Annotated in this window: 21 protein-coding genes; 4 read left to right on the top strand and 17 right to left on the bottom strand. The window is 55.6% G+C overall.

What is annotated here, in order from left to right; genetic code table 11:
- Positions 1-31: 31 nt before the first annotated feature.
- The 14 genes from AAC01S_RS14100 to AAC01S_RS14040 form a co-directional block, all read right to left on the bottom strand.
- Positions 32-988, bottom strand: coding sequence for a carbohydrate ABC transporter permease (locus AAC01S_RS14100; RefSeq protein ID WP_067623639.1), 957 nt, complete (start codon positions 986-988; stop codon positions 32-34).
- 80 nt (positions 989-1,068) lie between these two features.
- On the bottom strand, positions 1,069-2,403 hold the full coding sequence (locus AAC01S_RS14095; RefSeq protein ID WP_245630231.1) for an ABC transporter substrate-binding protein: 1,335 nt from the start codon (positions 2,401-2,403) through the stop codon (positions 1,069-1,071).
- A gap of 277 nt (positions 2,404-2,680) precedes the next feature.
- Positions 2,681-3,709 carry a LacI family DNA-binding transcriptional regulator gene (locus AAC01S_RS14090; RefSeq protein ID WP_067623637.1) on the bottom strand — a complete coding sequence of 343 codons (1,029 nt, stop codon included), beginning with the start codon at positions 3,707-3,709 and terminating at the stop codon, positions 2,681-2,683.
- A 105-nt stretch (positions 3,710-3,814) separates the two neighbouring features.
- Entirely contained in the window at positions 3,815-4,576 is a 762-nt protein-coding gene (locus tag AAC01S_RS14085; RefSeq protein ID WP_169794053.1) for a sugar phosphate isomerase/epimerase family protein, read from the bottom strand.
- Positions 4,577-4,648: 72 nt separating this feature from the next.
- Positions 4,649-5,761: a Gfo/Idh/MocA family protein gene (locus AAC01S_RS14080; protein ID WP_067623631.1), complete on the bottom strand. Its 1,113-nt coding sequence runs from the start codon at positions 5,759-5,761 to the stop codon at positions 4,649-4,651.
- A 61-nt stretch (positions 5,762-5,822) separates the two neighbouring features.
- Positions 5,823-6,137 (bottom strand): hypothetical protein, encoded by a 315-nt coding sequence (locus tag AAC01S_RS14075; RefSeq protein ID WP_067623628.1) that lies wholly within the window; start codon positions 6,135-6,137, stop codon positions 5,823-5,825.
- 619 nt (positions 6,138-6,756) lie between these two features.
- On the bottom strand, positions 6,757-6,963 hold the full coding sequence (locus tag AAC01S_RS19330; protein WP_157071192.1) for a hypothetical protein: 207 nt from the start codon (positions 6,961-6,963) through the stop codon (positions 6,757-6,759).
- A gap of 927 nt (positions 6,964-7,890) precedes the next feature.
- Positions 7,891-8,544, bottom strand: coding sequence for an MBL fold metallo-hydrolase (locus tag AAC01S_RS14070; RefSeq protein WP_067623625.1), 654 nt, complete (start codon positions 8,542-8,544; stop codon positions 7,891-7,893).
- A 30-nt stretch (positions 8,545-8,574) separates the two neighbouring features.
- A complete protein-coding gene (locus tag AAC01S_RS14065; protein WP_067623622.1) occupies positions 8,575-10,161 on the bottom strand; it encodes a hypothetical protein in 1,587 nt (528 codons plus the stop codon).
- A 132-nt stretch (positions 10,162-10,293) separates the two neighbouring features.
- Positions 10,294-10,740, bottom strand: a complete 447-nt coding sequence (locus AAC01S_RS14060) for a hypothetical protein (protein WP_157071191.1) — start codon at positions 10,738-10,740, stop codon at positions 10,294-10,296.
- A 305-nt stretch (positions 10,741-11,045) separates the two neighbouring features.
- A complete protein-coding gene (locus tag AAC01S_RS14055) occupies positions 11,046-11,489 on the bottom strand; it encodes an inositol monophosphatase family protein (RefSeq protein WP_281178136.1) in 444 nt (147 codons plus the stop codon).
- Between the two features lie 11 nt (positions 11,490-11,500).
- Complete coding sequence (locus AAC01S_RS14050) at positions 11,501-12,577, bottom strand: ABC transporter ATP-binding protein (RefSeq protein ID WP_067623617.1); 1,077 nt, start codon at positions 12,575-12,577, stop codon at positions 11,501-11,503.
- A gap of 325 nt (positions 12,578-12,902) precedes the next feature.
- Positions 12,903-13,784 carry a TolB family protein gene (locus AAC01S_RS14045; protein WP_067623615.1) on the bottom strand — a complete coding sequence of 294 codons (882 nt, stop codon included), beginning with the start codon at positions 13,782-13,784 and terminating at the stop codon, positions 12,903-12,905.
- The gene (locus tag AAC01S_RS14040) at positions 13,781-14,566 is read right to left on the bottom strand and encodes an alpha/beta hydrolase (protein WP_067623612.1); all 786 of its coding nucleotides are present in this window, start codon (positions 14,564-14,566) and stop codon (positions 13,781-13,783) included. The genes AAC01S_RS14045 and AAC01S_RS14040 overlap by 4 nt, the downstream gene beginning before the upstream one ends.
- A 256-nt stretch (positions 14,567-14,822) precedes the next feature.
- Here AAC01S_RS14040 and AAC01S_RS14035 point away from each other — a divergent pair, with 256 nt between their 5' ends.
- Positions 14,823-15,980: a DUF3298 domain-containing protein gene (locus AAC01S_RS14035; protein ID WP_067623609.1), complete on the top strand. Its 1,158-nt coding sequence runs from the start codon at positions 14,823-14,825 to the stop codon at positions 15,978-15,980.
- Between the two features lie 30 nt (positions 15,981-16,010).
- On the opposite strand, the gene AAC01S_RS14030 is transcribed toward AAC01S_RS14035, so the two are convergent.
- Positions 16,011-16,964, bottom strand: a complete 954-nt coding sequence (locus AAC01S_RS14030) for a LysR substrate-binding domain-containing protein (protein WP_067623606.1) — start codon at positions 16,962-16,964, stop codon at positions 16,011-16,013.
- Between the two features lie 151 nt (positions 16,965-17,115).
- Between AAC01S_RS14030 and AAC01S_RS14025 the strand changes: the two genes are divergently transcribed.
- Together AAC01S_RS14025 and AAC01S_RS14020 are read left to right on the top strand one after the other, a co-directional pair.
- Positions 17,116-18,336, top strand: coding sequence for an MFS transporter (locus AAC01S_RS14025; protein ID WP_067623604.1), 1,221 nt, complete (start codon positions 17,116-17,118; stop codon positions 18,334-18,336).
- 50 nt (positions 18,337-18,386) lie between these two features.
- Positions 18,387-19,202 carry a uroporphyrinogen-III synthase gene (locus tag AAC01S_RS14020; protein WP_067623601.1) on the top strand — a complete coding sequence of 272 codons (816 nt, stop codon included), beginning with the start codon at positions 18,387-18,389 and terminating at the stop codon, positions 19,200-19,202.
- A 322-nt stretch (positions 19,203-19,524) separates the two neighbouring features.
- On the opposite strand, the gene AAC01S_RS14015 is transcribed toward AAC01S_RS14020, so the two are convergent.
- Together AAC01S_RS14015 and AAC01S_RS14010 are read right to left on the bottom strand one after the other, a co-directional pair.
- Positions 19,525-21,132 (bottom strand): ATP-binding protein, encoded by a 1,608-nt coding sequence (locus AAC01S_RS14015; protein ID WP_157071188.1) that lies wholly within the window; start codon positions 21,130-21,132, stop codon positions 19,525-19,527.
- A 38-nt stretch (positions 21,133-21,170) separates the two neighbouring features.
- Positions 21,171-22,124 (bottom strand): nucleoside hydrolase, encoded by a 954-nt coding sequence (locus AAC01S_RS14010; RefSeq protein ID WP_083511815.1) that lies wholly within the window; start codon positions 22,122-22,124, stop codon positions 21,171-21,173.
- Positions 22,125-22,270: 146 nt separating this feature from the next.
- Between AAC01S_RS14010 and AAC01S_RS14005 the strand changes: the two genes are divergently transcribed.
- On the top strand, positions 22,271-22,858 hold the full coding sequence (locus tag AAC01S_RS14005) for a GNAT family N-acetyltransferase (protein WP_083511814.1): 588 nt from the start codon (positions 22,271-22,273) through the stop codon (positions 22,856-22,858).
- Positions 22,859-23,003 lie beyond the last annotated feature (145 nt).

The raw sequence follows: 23,003 nt of genomic DNA, 5'->3' as shown, positions 1-23,003 counted from the left end.
GAAGCACCTTGGTTGACATATTGGTACGCATTTAAATCTGTCCTCCTCGCGATGCACGAATTTGGATGAAGGACAATACCCCAATAATTGTCGTCAAGATGTATGTCCCAGCCGATGCGAGGCCAAAGTTGAAGTTCTGGAAGCCGATTCCATACAGGTACAGCATGGGCGTCTCAGTCGCAGTCCCAGGACCTCCGCCAGTCAAAATGTAAGGCTCCGTGAACAATTGCAATGTGCCGACGGTGGACAGGATGGCGCAAAACAGAAGAATCGGTTTCAGCATCGGGATGGTGATGCCAAAGAAAGTCCGCACTTTACCGGCTCCATCGACGTAAGCCGATTCGTACAATTCGCCCGGTATCGACTGCAGTCCGGACAGGAGAATAATGGCGTTGTAGCCAGTCCAACGCCATGTAACCACGAGAAAAATGGAAATTCTCGCAGCCCAAGCGTCTCCGGTCCAATTGATGGGCTTCAAGCCGATGAAGTGCAGCAGGTAGTTGAGAATCCCGAAATTTGCGTTAAAGATGATTTGAAACGCGATGGTGTACGTCACGGCATCCACAAGGACGGGAAAAAACACCAACAGTCGAAACAACCACTTGAGGCGCAAGTTCTTGGCATTCAGCGCAACTGCCAATAGAGTCGCGAGGAACAACATGACCGGCACCTGTACGACGAACACGAACGCGTCGTTGAATAAGGATTTCCAAAACGTCGGATCGGTCAAAACCAGCACGTAATTTCGGATACCGACCCACTGCGTTGACGTGGAAGACCAATTGACAAAGCTGAGGTACAGCGTGTCCAGAATGGGGTAGAGCATGAACACTGCGAAGATGACGAAGAACGGCAAAATAAACGCATACGGCACCCAGACCGGAACAGAGCCTGTTCGGTACTTGCTCCACCAGCTCCGTTTCTGCGCAAGCGCGCGGAGTTGGGAATCGTCGTCAAGTTCCACGGAGAGATGTCTGCTTGTGGACATTCGCCTACCCTCCTCGCAAACATAATTCCTACAGAACTAAACGGATATGCCGTCTAGTTCTGTAGGACCAGCGTCAACACTTAATTCGCCGCAATTGACTGTCCGGATACTCGAGCAGCGCTTTGCTCGGCGGTCTTGAGAGCCGTTAACGGATCCTTGCCTTGGACGACAGACTCGTAAGCCTGCGCGATGGGCTGCGAATAATCGGCGAAGTAGCCCCCGTATCTGGTGACTGGAATGTGTTTGGAGACTGAGGCGAAGAATTTATAGATGGGCATGCCGAAATATTTGAAGTTTTGATTGAAATTCGTGCCCTTGGCCGTGTAATAGGTTTCCCAAGACGGGAACAGACCGTACTTCAACTGCACGTTTTCACCGGGGACGCTATACAGACAGTATTGAATGAAGTCCCACGCCGCGGTTGGATTTTTGCTTTCCTTTGTAATAGCCAAGACAGAACCTCCGGAGTCAGCCTCGTTGGGGCCCCCTGCCGTGAAGGCCGGCAACGGTAGAATCCCCCACTTGCCACTCTGCTTCGGAGCGCTGTTCATCATGGTTCCAGCGTACCAAACCGGTGAGATGATGGTAGCAACTTGGTTATTTGAGAATGCGGAGATCTGATCGTTCCAAGTTGGCGCGTCGGCGAGAATGCCAGCCTTGCCCCACGATTGAATGACGTCCATCGCCTTGATCAACTGCGGAGATGTGAAGTCAATCTGATCCTTTGTCGTTACGTAACTTCCGCCAAGTTCGCTGACGAGAACCATCAGGGTCGTTTCGATACCCTGGCTTGGTTCGGAAATATTGTCGTCGAGCATTTTGACCTTACCATGGTAAAACTGCGTGATTTTTTTGCCAGCAGCCAGGTAGTCAGCCCATGTCTTGATGGAATTCGGATTGATCCCTGCCTTTTTGAACATATCTTTCCGATAATACATTGCCGCCGGTCCTAAATCCCAAGGCGCCGCGTAGACCTTGTTCCCTTGCATTGCCGGCGCTAAAGCAACGGGAGCGATTTGCTTTTCGATGTTTCCCATATAGGAGTTGAGACTGACAAATTGTCCAGGAAACCGATTCAGAAAGTACGGAAAATCGCGCTGTTGCGTTTGGATAATGTCCGGTGCAGTTCCTGCGATAAGCTCCGGCGTAATCTTCTGATAGGTGCCGTCCACGTATTCAATCTGAACATGGATCCATGGATATTTCTTTTCAAATCCAGGAATCTCGGCCTTTAAGGAGTCGGCCGCATCGTTCCACGCAGCAACCGTAATCGTGACAGGTGTCTTGCTCGCAGCCGCTCCGCCGACGTTAGCCGTTGCGGCAGTTTGACCCGAATGTATGTCACATCCCGCCAAGAGTGAACCAATTCCCAATACAACCCCCGCTGCCGCGAGTCCCCTTTTACGTATCTTCACACGAACCCCCCATTTCAATTGGAAACCCGATCAACAATCACACAAATATCTAGGCAAACACTCGGATATGGCCTCGAGACCACATCGACCGGATCACCTCCGTTTCTCGTCCCTGCTGTCCAATTTGCCGTGCCTGTCGGCAGGTGACACTCGCATTTGCACGAAGCGCCTGCATCGCCATGCGAGTAAAGCGCTTTCAATCACCGTAGCCGTACATGCTCCTGCGAAATGGAGCCAGGATACCCTACATGCCTGTGGCAACACCCGCTCTATTCCATCACACCCCTGTGTCCTCACGTTTATCTGGATGATATGATGTTGACTCGCGAAAAATGATTTCGGTGCTAAATTCGATAGACGAGTTCGCTGTATGTTCATTACGAATCTGATCCAGCAGCATCATCACCAGTGTGTTCCCGATCTCGCGTTTCGGAATTCTCGTCGTTGTCAAGGTCGGTGTCATGAGCCTGGCGATTTCCACATCGTCGATCCCGGTGACACTTACGTCGGATGGCACACGCATCCCGCTCTCGACCAATGCCCGTATGGCACCCACTGCCAGCAAATCGTTCGAAGCGACGATTGCCGTAAAGTCCCTCGTCACAGCGGCGAGGGACTTGGTGCGCTCATAGCCGACCATGAGCGTGTCGAGCAAGTTTGGAACGAGCTGCGTCATATCCGGAAGCACTTCAAGACCAGCGTCTGCCATAGACTCGATGTAGCCCTGATAGCGCGAGCCTTCGAGTTGAAGATCCCATTCCTGCCCCAGATAGATAATTCTCCTGTGTCCCTGCTGAATCAACGCTTCTACGTTCCGCTTCATCGCCAGCTTCAGATTCACGTATACATGCGGAACGACGTAGCTGATCCGGTGATCGCAATACAAAGCCGTCGGTATTTTCCGCGATATTTCTTCGAGACTTAAGACTTGCGCAACTTCAAACGGCGACAAGAAAATCAGGCCATCATAGAAGCCCTCAAGCACGAGTTTGAAGTACTCGCGCTTCTCCGACCCCATGTTGTACAACGAGAACGTATAGCCGTTTTGCAACGCGGTTTCTTCGATACCCATGACGATTTCATGATAAAAAGGATTGCTAATGGAGGGGATGACACATGCGAACTGTCGACACTCTTTCATCTTTAAACTGCGGGCCATTCGGTTGGGGATATAATCTAAATCTCGTATGGCCTTCAGTACTCTTTCGCGAACCTCCGCGGCGACGTAACCGCTGTCGTTAATCACCCTGGAAACAGTCGACGGCGAAACGCCAGCCAATTTGGCAACGTCCATTCTGGTAGCCATGCTCCACTCCCTTACCCATCATCGGCACAGCGGTGATGGCACTTCCAAAAATCTCACCTGGCGACGTATTCAACGAGCGTTGGAAAGGAAACTCAGCGCACCACCTCAACCCTGCGCCATGATGCCGAGTTTTTGCAAGTTTCTGTAGCTGATGGCGAGACTCTCGAACGGATCCCGCTTGCAGACATCCTGCTCGACAATCATCCACTGCACGCCAGCCTGCTCGGCAGCGTTGGCGATCTCGACGAAATCCAGCACACCTTCGCCAATCTCCGCAAACGCCTGTTCATCGCCGGCTTCCATGTCCTTGATGTGCAGCAGCGGCGCTCGACCGGCAAACTTGCGGAGGTACTCGATGGGGTCTGCGCCGCCGCGCGCGATCCAATACGTGTCGAGCTCGGTTTGAACCAGACTTGGGTCCGTTTCGCGCATCAGGATGTCGAGCACATATTCGCCGTCAAACTGCTCAAATTCCCAGTTGTGGTTGTGGTAGAGAAATGTCACGTCACGCTGCCGGAAGCGCTCGCCGAGCTGGTTGAGCTTTGCGGCCTTCTCCAGCACGTCGGCTTTCGAAGCGAACCGCAAGGAAATGGCGACGAACCGCTCTCCTCCGATCTCGTCGAGGTAGTCGGCGTAAACGTCGGGATCGAAATCCAGCGTGTCAAAGCCGGCGTGGGTGCCGACGACACGGAGCCCCAGTCGGTCCAGCAGCGACTTTTGCTCGGCGATCGTGATCCCCTTCGGAGGCGGGCCAAGTTCGATCCCGCAATAGCCGATGGCCGCCACTTTGCGGAGGGCATCCTCGTAATGTTCTGCGAGTTCTTTGCGAATGGTATACGGTTGGATCGCAACAGGAAATTGCTTCACAATCATCACCAGTTCCTTTGTTATAAGTTTTTCAGCTTTCTCGCGCGTCCCGCAGATCGCGTGCGAGGTCTCTTACAGATCCAGAGCGTAGTGCTTCAAACCGAGCGGCAACGGCTTCGGCCGTTCGACGGTCGATTGCAGATGGACGTGCCGCTCCGTCTCCGATGCCTCGAAAATGGCGAGCGAGATGTCGATGATATGCCGAGCCAACCGTCCACTGGCCCGATTTTGCCGCCCCGACTGGATGGCGTGCGCCATGTCCGCAAGGCCCATGCCCCGCCCTTCCTCCGCGTACGGGTGCGAATGCGGCACTTCTTTCGTCTCGCCGTTCGGAAATTTGATGTACACGGCTCCACCGAAGAAATTTGGGTCCGGCACAATCAGGTTGCCTTCCGTGCCAAACACTTCAAGGCGGGGCGAGTAGCCAAAGCTCTCTTTGGCCGCTTGCAGCCCCGCGATCGCGCCGCTGTGAAAATCGAGTACCGCCGACACGTTGGTGGGCGCCTCGACCGCCACGGTTTGTCCGTAGGCAGGAGAGTTCGGGTTGGTCACCGTAATCTCGCGGCGAAGCTGCTGCGCGGATCCCGTCACACGGCGCACAGGTCCAAGCATCGCGACCAAGGCCGTAAGGTAGTAGGGGCACATGTCCATCACCGGATCGCCGCCAAGTTTGAGGAAATTGCGGAAGTTGGGATGCATGCCGTCGCTCGCGTTGCCCATGATGATGGTGCCATTGGCCGCGTACGGCGTCCCTATCCACCCGTCGTCAATGAGCTTGATGCAGGTCTGCACGCCAGCCCCGAGGAACGTATCCGGCGCACACCCCACGCGCAGGCCCTTGGCCTCTGCCAACTGCAGGACTTCGTCCGCGTCTTCTCTCGTGAGTGCGAACGGTTTCTCGGTATACACGTGCTTCCCGGCCTGCAAAGCCCGCAAGTTCAGCGGCGCATGCGCCGCTGGCGCGGTCAGATTGAGAACCACCTCAATCTCGTCGTCCGCCAACAGTTCGTCAACCGTATAGACATGAGGTATGCCAAATTCGTCCGCCCGCTTCCGAGCCAGCTCCGGCACCAGATCTGCAACCGCTTTCACATCAAGGATATAACGAAACATCCCCGTGCAATTCTTTAAATAAATATGACTGATTACACCTGCACCGATGACGCCGACTTTCACCTTGCGCATCAAACCACCCTTCCCGATTCAATCCACAACAGTTCGCCGATACTCCGGGGCCCAAGCCTCGCTACAGCGTTCTGTCCCAATTTCTCGATTTGATCACCCTCGAACACCAATTCCACAAAAGGCCCAAAATCACGGTGACGACGATTACGCCGATGTCAATGACAAGCCATCCATGCTCATTCAGCCACGCTTGATGGGAGATAGAAGCGTAACCTTGGCCAAGCACCTTGCGCGTCGTGCCGACCGCGACGCCGTGCCAGTCGTATTTTTTAACAAGCCAGTACACGGTGAAGCATAGGGAGAGAAAAGTTGCAAGAAGTCCAAGAAAGAATAGACTACGGACCACTTCGTTGACACTTTTCATGAAAACCTTCACGGAATGCCCCCCTTTTCCTTTATTGTGCAATAGCCGACCGGGCGTTGTACATGTCGCCAAGTGCTGGAACTCCGCATGAGTGGCTATTTTTACAATCTTATGGGAACGCATTGGAGACAGAACCGCATGCGAGACGTGACCCACACGCTACAGCGTTCTGTCCCAATTTCCCGATTTGATGACCCTCGAACACCCATTCCACAAAAGGCCCAACATCGCGGTGACGCCGATGACGCCGATGTCCATGACAAGCCATCCTCGCACGGATGGCAGGTGGCAGCCAGTCGCAGCAAAATAGGCGGGTATACCCGATGCCTCGTGCGGGGCCCGGGGCATATGTTACCGTGATCGATCCCGAAGGAGTGGGTTTGTATGGACACGTACTCCCGTTACTTCAGACTCATGGCAATCGGATTTATCGCTGTGGCGTTTATTCCCATGGTCTGTGCCTATTATCGCAACCGCTGACCATCTGTGTCTCTATCCAAACGAAGCGCGAATGGTGACAGGCCATGATGGTTACGGCTCATCCGCGGACGTATACGCAGGCAGCGTGATCGAAACCATGGTCCCCATGCCGATCCCGCCTGAAATGTCCATCGACTGCGCTCGACTAGGCTCAATTGGGCTCGAAATCGATCACGGTGTCCCCGTGCGATTCCACAAGGAAGCCGATGGCCTGCATCGCCGCTTGCGGACTTAGGATCGCAATCACCTGTTCAATCATCTTCTCCGCTTGGGCAGCCTCGGCTGAAAGCGCATGAGGCTTTGCCTGTACCAACAATGCGTCTACGGTAACTGTCCGCCGCTCCAGTTCACACATCATGGATCGCGAATTACGTAGGAAATTTCGCGGGCGATTTGTTCCGCAACAGTTGCGTAAAACCCCTTGCAGCAGTTTCTTCTCTCCTAAATGTATGGTCTATTTCACATCCATGTTGTCCTTGGCATTTGAAACACCGCAGTGAATATTTGTCATCCCCAGTTTCCGCCTGTCTTCTTTTCAAAGATAGAGCTCTCTTCTTCAGGCGCGTGTTCGTGCCTCATTTTCTCCCTAATCACTTTCCCGTCTCATAGACATTGCTCCGGCGTCATTGCTCCGGCGTCATTGCCCCGGCGAACCACCGTTTGTCACCCGGTTAATCGAGAGCGTTCAGGGCCGTCCAGTTGCTCGCCGACGCGATTGCTCCCCCGGCCGCCTGGCCTCCAACGCGATCGCGCCGCCTGAACCCTCCCAGCCGCATGCATGCCGGAGGTCGGCGGCCAAATAAGCCGCCCACGTCCGCTTAAGTGTGTCGAATCGTCTCATTTACCCCGAATAAGCGGCCGTCGACTGCTTATCTCATCGCCAACCCGCGATTTTGGGGCCGTCGATGGCAAATAAGCCGCGCGGAGCGGCCTATTTGCCTCCCATCCGACCGTTTCGCGAAAATAAGCCGCCCACGGCCGCCTATGAGTCCGTCCGCCTCCCTCGTCCCTCATCGCGATCGCGCCGCCCCGGCCGCCGTGGCTTTGTGTCAGAGGGTCCCAGCCCAGAGTCCCTTGTGGCCCTGAAACTGCCTTGGAAACGTTGGGGAGCTCAATCGAAGAATTTCACCCCCGTGCGGCTGAAATCGACGCTGACAATACGGGATTCCCTCTAACCAGCAAACCAATTTGTGGAACCCGGCCAGTCCAGAGTCTCTAGCAGCCACTCAAACGGCCTTCACCAAAACGCCCCTTCGGCGCCGACTCCGTCAGTTCCGCTCGCCGATTAAGCGTGGTCCCGTTTTGCCGCAGCGACCAAAAAGCGATTGTTCGCTCGTTCCGTGCGCATGTTCGTGGAATGCCCGTGCCCCGGATAGATGGCCAAATCGTCGGACCATGCCAGGATGCGTTCGAGCGAACGCTCCATGTCTTCCGGGCTCGATCCGTCCAAATCGGTGCGACCGACCGTCCCCGCGAACAGCGTGTCGCCGGACAGGACGAGGCTGCTGCCGACGAAGCAGACGCTCCCCGGCGAATGGCCCGGCGTGTGCCATACCGTGAAGGTCTCGTCGCCAATGGTGAACGTATCCCCATCGTGTACATACTGATCCGGCTCTCGAACTGCCGGCGCCGGCGTGCCGATAAATGTCTGATGCGCCTCGTGCGCGTGCTTCCAAACTTCCGCGTCGTCGATGTGCACGTACGAAGGAATGCCGTATCGCTCGCGAACGAGATCGGCGCCAATGATGTGGTCGAAGTGCGCGTGCGTGTTCCAGTTTGCGACAAGGCGCAGGCCCGTTTCGTCGATGAATTGGAACACGGGATCCAGGTGGATGTCGCCTGGATCAACGATCACGGCCTTGGCCCCACGCTCCAACGACTCAGCGAGAATATAGCAGTTGGCTTGAATGGGTGATACAACAAATCGGCAAATCTCCAAATGATGCGACCTCCCTCGTGATTGAGACCATTACTCCTCGTGCAAGGCGACCTGTTCCGTCACGCCGTCAATCTGCACGGTGACCACGCCGTTCTTGAGCGCTGTCGAAGGCACCGACGTCCGAACGCCAGTGGCCAAGTTAAGCATCGCGATGTGGTGAACGATGTTGCCGTTTGGGTTGAGATCGTTCGCGACATCGTACACCACCGTGGTGCCAACGTACCCGACATAAAAGAATCCGCCGCCGCCGTCCATGAACGGCGTGATCAGGATGGGCTTGGAATTCGGCTTGCTCGCGTCGATGGCATACAGATTGGACTCGCCGCTGTTCGCGTCCAACGGCGACGCAGTCACTTCGTACAATACCCAATTCGATCCGGTGACGCCAATCAATCGCACACTATTGTACATCGGATTGTTCACGGAATCGCCCAGTTGATACGCAGGAATCGCCGTGAGGGTCTGGCTTTCGACGGTATTCAACTTGGCCCCTGCCGCGACGGGCCCGCTCGTGACGTTGAGATAGTAGGCGTACTCTGGGATCACGCCGTGCGGCGCTTCGGGATCGACCGCAATCACGCGAGGCTGCGACAGCCAGACGATACCGGCGTTGGCAGCCTCGACTTGCGGCGTGAAGCCTGCAAGCTTGGGCTCCAAGAGTGAAACTTTGCGGCCCGAGACCGTCGCGCTTTGGCTGATCGTCGGAACGACTGGACCTTGGAGGTTGGGCTCGCCAATCTCGTCCAATGTCGCGATTGCGGAAGCCATCACGTCGCTGGCGAGTTTCTTCGCGCTGCCTTTGGCCGCATAACTGAACAGAGCGCCCTGGCAGAGCGGTCCAGCGTCGGACGAATTCAAACCATAATAGTCATATCCGTAGACCGATTGCCCCTTGGTGCTCGCAAAGGCGAAGACAGCCAAACGGTTGTTGTCGAAATACTGAACCGACGTGTTCGGCAAATTGTGATTGGGCGGATGAGAACCGACCTGGTCCGAAACCAAATCTTTGCGGGCCCTTGCAAAAAACGGCTCTCCGAGCGCGGCCGCCGAGATGGGCGAACCGCCGGAGAAGCTCAATCCAATCGACGCATCCGAACTCTTCAACTCGACGACACCTGAACCATCGGCGGCCAGTTCCACTTTCCCGGTCATGCCGCGCGGGGCGAGGATGTACATCCATGTGTTGGGATCGACCGGAACCAGATAAGCCGCCAATCGCTTGGCGTCCCCCACCGACACTTGGGCATACACCGCCTTCGGCGCCGACATGGACAATTGTTCGCTGATGGCGACTGTCACAGGCACTCGTACAACCGGCACCAGTTGTCCCGGGCCATTGCCGTTCAACTTCGGTGCCACCACGGGCAACGGCTTGGCTGGAACAAGTTTGTCACTCGTATATTGAGGCAAATATTCCGCCGACGTCGATGCACTCGCCGCGTGGCTGGTCACACGATTCTTTTGTAATTTTGGTTGAGATGTCGGATTCACCGCAGCCGCGGCCCGCGTCAACGCCGGATGATGAAAGTTCGCTTTCACGTTCCATACAACGGCACCAGCCGCAGCAACCAGTACGGCGGCTGCAGTCAAACCGCCAATTCGTTTCATGGGTCTCATGGTCTACACGCTCCTAGATAGAGTACATGACTTAGACGTCGCAACCATGAGAAACGATACACTTTGACAGCAGAAAAAATATGGATGCCCTCGAGATCCATGGGGCACCCATATTCACTGCAACTCGTTTTGCTACGATTTTTTGTTGTTGGATCCCGGCTTGCCAGACCAATGTCCACCGGGTCCGCCGCCCATGCCCTTTTGCTCCACCATGTGCTTGACGTTGGCGTCGTACCGCGAAATCATCGACTTCTCCTGTGCCGACGTCAGCTTTTTGCTCTTCACCAGCGTGTCCAATTGGGTCTTGTAGTCCGCTTCCATCTTCTTGATCAACGTTGCCTCTGAGATTTTCTTCGACGCCGCGATTTGCACCAGGGTCTTGCCGGCCTTTAAATCTTTCTGCAAGGTCGCTTGGGAGATGCCCAGGATCTTCGGCAAATCAGCAAACATCCCGCCCCCATGCGAAAACCCGTGGCCAGACGGTGCGCCAGACGTCGAATTGGACGCCGCAAATACACTCACAGGCGCACACACGGTCATCAACAGCGCTGTGCCTACGACGGCAGATTTCAGCCTCATTCCCGTCACAACCTCCAGTCCAAACTTCGTGTACAAGCTCATCCTAGCCACCGTGCATTGAATCAAGCTTGAAATTGGACAAACGATGCAGAACGGGTGCCCCACGATGTGATTCGTTGGACACCCGTTCGCCAGTTCAATCCTGGTCACCAGCCAGTATTGGATTTGAACTGTTTCACCTTCACAGTGACACTATAATGCTGAATTCTAGAAATTCCTTTGAAATTGTTCCAATGCGCACTTGGTATATATTGTAATCCTAACAGTTGGCTCATCGGCGCAAGTGTCGACAACATCGGGCTGAATCAGCCTGTCGTCGTGTCGATATCGGGCGAATCGATGTCCTCCGATCCGGTGACGTGGTACGTCGACAGCCACGATGCATCGTACGACGTGGCCACGACACCGACTATGGGAATTCCCGACTTGGTCAGGGAGATGCTGAAACAGCTCCAGGGGAGGTTGTGCGCGCAGTTGATCGATCCGTCGATTGAATCGATATACCAGACGTAATCACCGAGATCGTCCGCACGGCCGTATTCTTCGCCGACAATGGCGTGGCCGGGAAAGGTGCTTTCAACTTGCGCACGTACAAAGTGTTCGATCTTCAGGTCAATATCCGTCACCCAATCCGCCGCATCGCGCCTCGATCTCCGAGCAAAGCCGTCGACGATGCCGCGCCTCATCTCAAGCGACGCTTGCGCGGCCAATTGACGGGCAAAACGATATGCGTTGTTCCAAGCTCGAATCAGGTTCCACTCTATAACCCCCCTTCGCGCACATGCGACTCGATGGGAGGGTGAAGGTACTCATCAACAAGCACTCCCCGCCGATACGCGAGCACGCGACGAAATGAAAAGCCAACGGTGTCCGATATGGGGTAGCCGTTCGGCACAAAGACTGTGATGTCGAGACCGTCGACCGCCAAATGCCATTCCGCGTAGTGCCCCCGCAAAATCCTTCGCGTCACGGCCGCACTCGCCCATTGCGAAGACGGCGGGTGGAGGATGACGTCTTCCGGGCGGACGGCGAGATCGAGATCGGCCAGTTCGGAATTCCCGAGAATCGGCATATGGCGCAAGGCGCCACGGATGGACCGCATGGTCGCCGATGCCCGAAACACGTTCATACTGCCGATAAAGTTGGCGACGAACAGCGTCTTCGGATGCCGATACAAATGGTCCGGCGTGTCGAATTGTTCGATCCTTCCCTCCGACATGACCGCCACTCGATCCGACACCGACAATGCCTCATCCTGGTCGTGCGTCACGAACACCGTCGTGATTCGCGATTCTTGCTGAATCTCCCGGATCTTATCGCGAACTTTGTGGCGCAGCTGCGCGTCCAGATTGCTGAGCGGCTCGTCGAGCAGCAACACCTTCGGCGTCAGGACCAGAGCACGCGCCAGCGCGACCCGCTGCTGCTGCCCCCACGAGAGTTGGACCGGGTAAGCTTTTTCCTGTTGGCGAAGGTCGACGAGATCGAGCGCGGCGTACACCCGCCGCTGAATCTCCTGCCGCGGCACTTTGCGCAGCTTCAGGGCAGCCGCGACATTTTGATAGACCGTCATGTTGGTCCACAGCGCGTACTGCTGGAAGACCATCGCCGTTGGACGCTTGTCAGGTGTCAATTTGGTGACGTCGACGTGATCGATCCAAATGTGCCCGCTGTCGGGGAACACGAAGCCGCCAATCATGCGCAGCGTCGTCGTCTTGCCGCTTCCGGAAGGCCCAATCAGGCAGACCATCTCACCGGAGGCAACATGCAAATCCAGCTCCTGAATCACGGTTTTATCTCCAAACCCTTTGCCTACCTTGCGCAAGGTCAGTTCAGCCATGTTCCCCATTTCCTCTCAATAGCGGCTCAGCCTGGATTGTCGCGAAATTCCGCCTATTCAACACGTCCCCTCCTGGCAACTGAGGGGACGCGACGACATGTATGCATCTGCTCAACCGATAGTGTAGAGAGGAATTGTTGAGATATTGTGAGCCGCAGATAAACATTTCCATACAAATGGGTAAATCTTATGAAAAGTGTCGAGGGAACAGCGGAGCAGGAATGGACCAGGGGCGGACCAGGGCCGAGCAGGAGTGCACTCGGCCCTGTCAAGCCTGATGCAGGGCCGAGTTCGATCCGATTGACGTCATTCCTTCAGATTGACGTCAGTCCTTCAACTCATAACTGACGAATGCCAACTTGCGACTGTCGGGGGACCAAGAATTGACGTTGATGGTCCCTTGTCCGCCAAAGAGGCTGACGAGCGTCTTCGCGTCGCCGCCATCGGATGGCATCAGACGGATCTCCACGTGCTTGTTGGCAGGGTGATCGCCCGGCTCAACGTCGCCTTTGCGATAGCTGATGAAGGCGACGTGGCGGCCGTCGGGCGAAACGTGGGGGAACCAGTTGTTGCGCTCGTCGAACGTCATTTGCGTTTGATGGCTGCCGTCGGCATTCATGCGCCAGATCTGCATGAGGCCGGATCGGACCGAGTTGAACCAGATGTGCTTGCCATCCGGGGAATATTCCGGGCCGTCGTCCAGGCCCGGCGTATCGGTGAGCTGCGTTTCCACGCCGCCCGCGGCCGGAATGATATAGATGTCATACTGGCCGTTGCGCTCTGCGCAATACGAAAGATAGCGGCCGTCCGGGGACCATCCATGCAGGTAGCTAGGCGCCATCGGCGTTACAAGTACCGGATCGCCGCCGACAAGCGGCAGGATGTAGATGCGCGACTGGCCGTCTTCGCGCGTGTGGTGGCTGACGGCAATCTTCGTGTTGTCCGGGGATAGGACGTGGTCGTTGTTGCAGTGATCCACATACCCGCTCTCGATCACGGCGCTCTTTTTCGTCTCGATGTCGAACGCGTAGACGCGTCCCCGACTGTTGTAGATAAGTGTTTTGCCGTCGATCGCCCAATTGGGCGCTTCAATCAAATCGTCGAAACGAGCAAGCGTTTCGCGCTCACCTGTCGCGATGTCCACGGTCTCCAAAATGCTGACGACATTCCGATTGTCCATCTTTTGCGGTTCTTTCAGCGTGTTCATGCGTCTCTTCCTTTCAACGGCAGCCAACGAAGCACATCCTGAATCTTCTTGTCCCAATAGCCCCATTCGTGCTCGCCTGGTTCTTCCTCGTACGTATAATCCAAATCGGTTTGCTCGCACACGTTCTTGAACCGAATGTTCTCTTCATAGAGGAAATCCTCTGTGCCGCAGCATTGATACAATTTCGGTTTCGGACCGTTTGAGCGGCTGACTTGTTCGAGCAAAGCGAACAGATCGTCGTCGGACCCTTGGACGTGATCGCCGAAAATTCTTCGAAACTCGCTGTCCAGGTCGTCCCCGTGAAGGGCCGCGCGCCTCACAATGTCCATCGCTCCGGAGAGGCTTGCCGCTGCGGCGAACATGTCCGGACGGCGCAAGGCCAGTTTGAACGCGCCGTATCCTCCCATCGACAGACCTGCGACAAAATTGTCCTCTCTCGCTGAGGACAGATGGAAGAAGGATCTCGCCAAAGCAGGCAGTTCTTCGCTGATAAACGTCCAATACTTGTACCCTTGCCGCATGTCGGTATAGAAGCTGCGATGTACCTGCGGCATCACCACCGCCAGCCCCAGCGGAGCAACGTAGCGCTCGATGGATGTGCGTCGGAGCCAGATGGAATCGTCGTCAGAAAGTCCGTGAAGCAGATACAGCGTGGGGTGCAGTCCGTTTGACATGCGGTTGGTCATGCCAATCTGGGACGACGTCGTCTGGGGAAGAATCACTTGCATCGACGTGCTCAATCCGAGGACTTCCGAAAAAAACCGGCATTCTACTAAAGCCATAGTTCATTCTCCTTTAGGCGGCAATTCGTCCCGAGCGAGCCGAATGGGACAAAACGACACTCTCTCTCGTCTCATTATACAGAAATAGAGCCATGATAGCCCTTTCATCCGAGTCCAGCCAACCTCTGTCACACTCCGCATGGGCACTGCGTCTATATGTGTATATGTTGAAAAATGGTGACGGCGCTTGGCAGAATTCGATCCGCCGCACACAAGCCAACGACGATCCGCACAACGACCATGGAGTTGATCGTGAATGCCCTTCACACGCCAATATCGAACAGACCATCCGGGGAACCATCGCCGCCGCTCAGCGTTGGCATGGGCTGCCATCAGCCTAGCCGTTGCGGCTTGCACGGTATGGACCTCACCTTCGACGGCAAAGGCGGCAAACGGCACTTCGCCTGCTGCTTCACCGAACAGCGAATCGCTCGCGTCGAGCATCACCATCGTGGCCCGCCATATCGAAACGAAGAAGGACGATATCACATATGCCCAGATCTCTGGTCTCCCGAACGCGAAGGTGGAACAAAAGATCAATGCGTCGCTGGCGATCGATCCCAACCACCTGCAACGCTCGAATCCGACGGACTCATACTGGAACACGTATCAACTCTTGTATCTCGCCGGAAATCTTCTGGAAATCGAGTATGACACGTACGACTACACGCAAGGCGCTGCGCATGGTATGCCAGGCAGAGATATCCACCTAGTGAACCTCGCAACTGGTCAGACGTACGGCGAGAAGGATCTGTTCAAGCCAGGCTCCAACTATCTGCAAACGTTGACCAACGCTGTGAAGGCCCGCGACACCCAGAACATCTTGAGCCCGCGATTTTCCGGTGTCAAACCTACAGACGGATTTGCACTCGAACGCGACGGAATTCAAATCTTCTTCACACCGTACGAATGGACTCCCTACGCTATCGGCTTTCCATCGTTCGATATTCCATTCGCGACCGTTCAATCCGACATCAACACGCGCGGGACACTATGGCAGTCCATCCACAGCGCGGCATCCCAACTGGCGCTGAGTGTGCAGAATCGCGACATCGCGAAGATCCAGTCGCTGGGCTTCCAACCGTACTCCGTCACGCCGACGGACACGGAGCAACTTCAAGGATTCGCCGCCGCAGGCACCAACTCGGCACAGACCTTATACGCCTTCACCGCTTCAAAAGGAGCGAATGACGAGGGCTATCTATTTTTCTTTCTGGACGACCACTATCTCGGTACAGACACATGGAAGGAACACGCGCTCAACCTGTCGATGTATCCCGACGGCAAAGGAACGATTGTCGTTCAGTACGAAAATACACAACCGAATGGAACGTCCGATCCGTTCACGATGCGCTTCACCTGGACTGGTAGCAAACTCTTGCTGTCCCGCTCATTCCCGGCGGACTTCACGTAAATGTGTCCGACTGGCTCCGGATTGTCCTCCCTAGACTTCGAATTGATTCAACTGGTGGCCAACCGCGAACAAGAATTCCCGAAACACGTGAACCACCTTTGGATGAAAGGACGAATTTCGGCGGACCACAGAGAACCGGCGTGAAGTGACATCCCGCGCGGGTTCTCCATCCGCGGGACGAGCGTGGGTGAATGCGCCGTTTGGCGGTTGCAGAGGCACCTCGCGAAGAATCCCCCAGGCAATCTCCCTGCGGACGACCCAACGCGACAAGATGGCAATCCCTAGCCCGGCCTCCACCGACTCCTTGATCACCTGTGTACTCGCGTATTCCACGACTTTGGCGGGATGCAGCCCATACCACTGCATCACCCTGTCGGTGATTTCTCTCGTTCCCGAGCCTTGCTCGCGAATCATCCATGTCAACCGCGACAATGCTTCGGAACTCGCGGGCAAGGCGAGATCGCGATAGAGTTCGTCTGCAGCAACGACAATCACTCGATCTTCGGCGAACGGCTCGACGATGACGTCGTCGCCCCGATACGATCCTTCAATCACCCCGATGTCCACTTCCCCAAGCCGCACTTTCTCCACAACGGCCGCCGTGTTTTCGATCTCGACAGTCGCGTCCACCTCCGGGTACTCCTGGCGAAACCGGGCGATCAGATGCGGCAGCACGTATTCACCGAACGTGAGGCTCGCGCCAATCGACAGCGCGCCGCTCACCGATTGCTTCAATTCGTCGAGTTGTCGATCCAAGCTGCGATAGAGCGATAAGATTTCCCTGGCGTGCGAAAGTACCACCTCGCCGGCGCGGTTCAAATGGACTTTGCGGCGGGATCGGTCAAACAGTTCCACACCCCAGGCGCGCTCAAGATTTTGGATGTGCTGAGTCACGGCGGGTTGACTAATGTGCAGGCGTTCCGCCGCACGCGTGAAATTCTGTTCTTCGGCTACAGCGACAAACACGACGAGTGCTTGATCCACACGGCCACCCCCATAGCGATTAGACTTACTTATCGTTTATGTCTCATATTAGCATGCCGCTTATCCTTCTCCGTGACTTTCGAGGAACGAAACGCTATATTGGGTATGCGTTCGCCGCGTTTCATAGATAGATACGCTAGGAGTGACCACAATGTCTTATCCATCAACTGCCCAAGAAGATGGGAAACACGCCTTGTCCAACGGTCTCGTACTGATCATGGCGATTGCCTGCGGGATCTCCGTCGCGAACTTATACTACGCTCAACCTCTGCTGTCGGACATCCGGCACGCGTTTCATGCGACCTCCTTCGAAGCGGGCATCGTGTCGACATTGACACAAGTTGGATACGCATGCGGCCTGTTTCTCTTCGTTCCGCTCGGCGACAGTCACGAGCGGCGCAAAATCATTCTTCGATTGTTGATTGGCGTTACAATCGCGCTCATCGCCGTCGCCTTTGCAATGAATTTGGTGTGGCTGTACATCGCCAGCTTCGCCGTCGGCCTGCTGACGGTCGTGCCGCAGATGATCGTCCCGTTTGCCGTACACCTGGCCTCACCGGAGGAGCGGGGAAAAGTCGTCGGCAACGTGATGAGCGGACTGCTTGTCGGGATCTTGCTTGCGAGAACGTTGGCTGGCTTCGTTGGTTCCGCGCTGGACTGGCGTGCGATGTACCTGATTTCCGCAGGTTTCATGTTGGTTTTGGCGGTTGTCCTGCGCCTGAAACTGCCAGCGATTGAACCGACGTCGAAAACCCCGTATCGCGAATTGCTCAAATCACTGGGAACACTCACCAAGGACCTGCCGCCCCTGCGCGACGCAGCCTTGCTCGGAGCGATGTCGTTTGGCGCGTTCAGCGTGTTCTGGACCGTTCTGTCCTTCTACCTGTCCACACCGCCGTACCACTACGGCGCGCAAGTCGCAGGCTTGTTCGGCATCGTCGGGGTGGCTGGGGCGATGATATCGCCTGTCGCGGGCAGATTGGCTGATCGTCTCCCGGCACAGCTGACCTCCAGACTCTTCACCATCGTGACGCTGCTGTCGTTTGTCGTCCTTTGGTTCCTCGGTTATCATTTGATTGGACTTATCGTCGGCGTGATTTTGCTCGATCTCGGCGTGCAAGGCACACAAATTTCCAACCAAGCGCGGATTTACAGCCTTCACCCGGAAGCGCGCAATCGGCTCAATACGGTATACATGGTGACGTACTTCCTCGGCGGATCGCTCGGATCATCCATTGGCTCGCTGGCATGGACAACGTGGGGCTGGGCAGGGGTCTGCTTGGCGGGCATCGCGATGATTGTCGTCGGGCTGCTGGCGTTTCTGATCGTCGGCGACAAGGTCCCCACGCTCGCGCGGCAGAAATCACGATAGAAACGGTCGCATCCAATGATCACGCGACATGGATAAAGGAGGCGTTGGTCGTGAACGGCTTGTCAGGAAAAAAAGTCGTGTTGACGGGTACGCGCCGGATCGAAGAGATGACCAAGTTGGTGGAAAACTTCGGCGGCGAAGCCGTCATCCGTTCGCTGCAGGGCAGGGATGTCGCCGACCCAGAACACTTGCGATTGGAACTCGACAAACTGTTGGGAACGCCGTGGGACTGGTTGATTTTCACGACCGGAATTGGCGTGGAATGGCTCCATCGGGCCGCCCGAACGGCAGATGCCGAAGAGGCCTTCTTCGCCAAGCTGCGGACGACCAAGGTTGCTGCCAGGGGATACAAGACAGTCAAATACCTGAAGTCGCTTGATGTCCAACCTATGATTCGCGACGACGACGGAACCACCGCAAGTCTCATCCAGGCCTTGGAGACCCACGGGCTCGAAGGTGCCTCCGTCTTGCTGCAACTGTTCGGGGATGACGCTCCCGACTTGGTCGCGGCGCTTGCAACAAGGGCGGGCCACGTCGAGACGGTTCAACCTTACGCGCATGTGCCGCCCAACCCGACCGATGTCGAGTCCTTGCTGAATGAAATCCAAACCGCGACCGTCGACGCCGTGGCGTTCACCAGCGCGCAGCAGGTGACGTATCTGGTGGAATTCGCGCGCCGGGTCAATCGATGGGACGGGATTGCGCAACGTTTCAACCTAGGCCATCCAATTGCCGCCGCTGTCGGCAAAGTGACCGCCGCGGCACTGATCGACGCAGGGGTGGAACAAGTCGTCGTGCCCGCCCCCGAGCGCATGGGCGCACTGATTGTCGCATTGACCAACCACTTCGAAATCCAGCGCAAGTGATTGCAGTCGCCACACTGGTTCCGCGGCGATGGGGCGATGGGGCGGCGATGGGGCGGCGATGGGGCGGCGCGATTGCCGTAAATAAGCGACGCTTGGCAGCTTAAGTGTGTCGAATCATCTGAGTCGTGACGAATAAGCGGCCCACAGACGCTTAAATGGCTACGATCTCTCCATTTCGCGGGCCGCGACGGTGAATAAGCCGCTCTGGGCCGCCTATTTGCCTTCAATCTGGCCATTTCGCCGAAATACGCGGCCCAGAGACGCTTATGTGTCGCTCGTGTTCGCCTTCGCGATCGCGCCGCCGCGCCATCCCCCACGCCCCTTACAGGGCCTGCACGCCTGCCTTGACACCTTCCTCTATCGCCCTTTGCAAGGCCTTCCGCAGCGTAGATTCCACGGGAATCCGTTTGACCAGATCTTTGTCGGAGTTCAGCAGATACCTTGCCAATCTGGCACTTACGCCAGTCAACACGGCCTCCGCGCCGAGTAATGTGACGCCCATCAAGATGCGATCGAGAAGATTCATATCGATATTGTCCGTGATCACGGCGGCGGACATATCGATGAACAATTTCCTCATATTTTGCTTCTCGATCTCTTCAAGCAATCGGCTGTCAATCGTCTCCAACCTTCGATTGTCAAGCGTTCCGACGATGGGGAGGACGCCGATCCCGTCGAACAAGGGGATCACAGGAACGCTTAATTCCTCGATGATCGCCTGTTGTGCATGCAGCACATCCTCTCGGTATTTCGTAAAGCTTACGTTGAAATGGACGATGAACGTATCCAACGCTTCGCTCGCGTTGCCTGCAATCTCAAATACCCGCGTGGCATCAAGATCTTTGCCGGAATAGAATTGTTCGAGAAAGTACCAAACGACCTTTCGAAGCGCATAGAACCACTCGAGCTTAGAAATGATAGGTATATCAGATTTTGCCCACGCCACACCGCGCTCCTGTGCAAACTCGACAATATTCTGAGTCAAACCGTCAAGGACCAATTCCGTAATTTGGTAAGCGTGATTCAGGAGATCTTCCCTGGTTACGAATTTCGATTCGGAAACAATTTGAAATGTCGTTCGAGCGTGCTGCTCCAACAGTTCATTAAATCGCTTTTGATTGATACGGAAGAAATCTCGGATATTGTCCGCAAGGTCAAGCTTTACACCGCTCACTTTTGGAACGCCTCCATGACTCTCCGAATATAGGGGAGATACCGGGAACGTAAGTTTGAACGTGGTACCCTCACCTTGAACGCTGCTGACTTCGATGGTCGCCTGGTTTTCACGCAACGCACTGTAGACTTGGGCCAGACCCATTCCCGTTCCGTCCGGCTTCGTCGTCAAAAATGGAGTACCCAACCGGCCTATGATGTCTGGAGGAATGCCAACGCCGTCGTCGGTGATTGTCAAAACGACGTGATCGTCTTTTCGATAATGCTCGATGGTGATGGTGCCAGTGGTTTCGATAGCCTCGCAAGCATTCTTGACCAGATTAAACAAGGCCTGCTTAATTTGATTTCGCTTGCCGCGAATTTTGGTGACTTTGTCATTCCAGTGCTTCCTGAACTCAATGCGGTATGTATTTTGTTGAAATAGAGACAGGATATTTTCAACTTCCACACATAGCGACAAATCGCTAATGGGCTCTGATTCGAGTGTGGGTTTGGACACAGACAGCAAGTTCTGAACCGCGGTGATGGCTTGATCGATCTCGGAAAAAACAATATCCCAATGCTCGTAATCGTGTCTTTCCCTGAGCAGTTGCAGCAAGCCCCGCACCGAAGTCAAAGGATTTCGGATCTCGTGAGCTACACCAGCCGCAATTTCACCAACTGATGCCAAGCGACTGATGACTTCAGAGTGTTGGATGTTCTCATCTAACCGATCCAGAAGTACTCTCTCCCGCTCTCTCAGCATAGCTCTCGTCAAATTGCTTTCCCATTGTAACACTTGCAGGAGCCAAGTTGTTATCGCCCCCTCTCGAGCCCACGGTCGATCACGCCAACGAATCGCTCCAACACTGGCGCCGCATCCACGTCCACCGCCACATCGCAGGTAGACCACGCGCGCAACGGGGACACTCGCCGATCCGCCACCGTCATACCTCGCGTAACCGATCCCGTCGTTTCAATGGCAACAGGAAGCTTCGAACGTCGGACCAACGTCGGATCTTCGGCCACCATGAGCGCAAGCGGATCGTGCAAAGGACAGCCGCCCAAATTCCAAGTCTTGTCGTAGAAGTCCATGTAATAGCTCGTCGACTCGTAGAGAAAGCGATAGCCCGGTATATTGGAGCGATTTCGCCACAGTTCCGCCTGGTCGCGGGTGAGCAGGCATTTCATCGTGACGTCGAGACCGACCAGCGTGATCGAACAGCCGGATTGAAAGACGATGTCGGCCGCTTCGGGATCGTTGTAGACGTTCGCCTCCGCCACCGCGGTGATGTTCCCAGGATGACTGATGGCGCCACCCATCACCACCACCGCTTGCACCAAATCCACGATATCCGGTGCCATCTGTACGGCCAACGCAAGGTTGGTCAGCCGCCCCAGCGTCACAATCGTGAGTTCGCCTGGGGATCTCCGAACATGCTCAATGATGGCGTTGGCCGCATACGTCGATCTCGCCGACACACTGGCCCTTCGCAGCGACGCACCGCCAATTCCCCGCTGACCATGCACGTTCGAGGCGCCCTCATGCGCGCCAGGCTTCAACGGATACTTTGCCCCCATGTACACTGGCACGTCCGCGGCGTCCAGCAATTCAAGCAACGCCAACGTGTTTTCCGTCGCTTGTTCAATGCCGGTATTTCCGCCAACTGTGCAAATCGCCTCAATGGTCAGGTTGTCTGACAAGACCCCGTACATGATCGCCAACGCGTCATCCACACCAGTGTCCACATCCAAAATAACCCTCTTCAAGCCCTTCTCCCCCGATCCGAATCAAATGCTGTCCCCTGAGTATATCACCGAATGGAAAAAACTACTAGATCGATGCAAGAACTTGATATATGCTGGAGGTAACGAGATCGAAGCGGGATATGCAGCGATCCGACAATGAGGAGTGAATCGAGATATCTACGCAGCGGATTATCTTAAAGTCTCCAACGTGGGACGAAGTGGTCAATTACGTCCGATACCTCTGGTCCGATGAAGACACCATGCGGGATGTCGGAGGAATCCATCCGATGGATGAAGAGCAGGCAGTTCGCTGGTTTTCCGCCTGGATTGAGCCCGGGCAGCCGGATCGCCGCTACTTTCTCGTCATGCGACAACCTGATAATCTCCCGGTAGGCGAAGCATGCTTCCACAGCTACGACAGAATCACAGGAGTCGCCCGGTACAGCATGAACATCGAAGCCAAACACCGCGGTCACGGTTACGGAACAGCTGCAATGAAACTGCTGTTGCGATATTTTTTCAATGAATTCGGCGGCCGAGAGATGATTGACGACATCGCGCCTGACAACAAGCGGGCGCAGGAACTGTTTGTGCGCTTCGGTTTCGAGCACGATCTCAGCCTCGCCCAAACCTACGACTCCGCAGGCGGAGACGACGTGTACTGGGTGCGGATCGACAAAGCTCGTTTTCAACAGCTGTACGCCGCCGTCGAACACGAACACGTCGATATTAGAGAGACATCAATTTTCGAGTAGACACCCTATTTGACGACTGGACGGCTGGGGCCGGAGGACTGATTGCCCTTCGAATGGGAATTTGCTGTTGCCTTTTATGAAGTGCCCGGGCAGGCGCCAAGGAGCGGGCGGGCAGGCGGGGCACCGTGGCGCTATAGCGGACAAA

It is taken from the genome of Alicyclobacillus acidiphilus NBRC 100859 (assembly GCF_001544355.1).
GTDB classification, from domain to species: Bacteria; Bacillota; Bacilli; order Alicyclobacillales; family Alicyclobacillaceae; genus Alicyclobacillus; species Alicyclobacillus acidiphilus.
Note: the sequence above shows the minus strand (reverse complement) of the source record. Positions and strands in the feature narration are given on the sequence as shown.

Bases quoted from the DNA above. Each gene is read 5' to 3' on its own strand.
- AAC01S_RS14100 (WP_067623639.1), bottom strand. From the start codon at position 988: ATGTCCACAAGCAGACATCTCTCCGTGGAACTTGACGACGATTCCCAA.
- AAC01S_RS14090 (WP_067623637.1), bottom strand. From the start codon at position 3,709: ATGGCTACCAGAATGGACGTTGCCAAATTGGCTGGCGTTTCGCCGTCG.
- AAC01S_RS14080 (WP_067623631.1), bottom strand. From the start codon at position 5,761: ATGCGCAAGGTGAAAGTCGGCGTCATCGGTGCAGGTGTAATCAGTCAT.
- AAC01S_RS19330 (WP_157071192.1), bottom strand. From the start codon at position 6,963: ATGATGTGTGAACTGGAGCGGCGGACAGTTACCGTAGACGCATTGTTG.
- AAC01S_RS14065 (WP_067623622.1), bottom strand. From the start codon at position 10,161: ATGAGACCCATGAAACGAATTGGCGGTTTGACTGCAGCCGCCGTACTG.
- AAC01S_RS14060 (WP_157071191.1), bottom strand. From the start codon at position 10,740: ATGAGGCTGAAATCTGCCGTCGTAGGCACAGCGCTGTTGATGACCGTG.
- AAC01S_RS14050 (WP_067623617.1), bottom strand. From the start codon at position 12,577: ATGGCTGAACTGACCTTGCGCAAGGTAGGCAAAGGGTTTGGAGATAAA.
- AAC01S_RS14045 (WP_067623615.1), bottom strand. From the start codon at position 13,784: ATGAACACGCTGAAAGAACCGCAAAAGATGGACAATCGGAATGTCGTC.
- AAC01S_RS14040 (WP_067623612.1), bottom strand. From the start codon at position 14,566: ATGGCTTTAGTAGAATGCCGGTTTTTTTCGGAAGTCCTCGGATTGAGC.
- AAC01S_RS14035 (WP_067623609.1), top strand. From the start codon at position 14,823: ATGCCCTTCACACGCCAATATCGAACAGACCATCCGGGGAACCATCGC.
- AAC01S_RS14025 (WP_067623604.1), top strand. From the start codon at position 17,116: ATGTCTTATCCATCAACTGCCCAAGAAGATGGGAAACACGCCTTGTCC.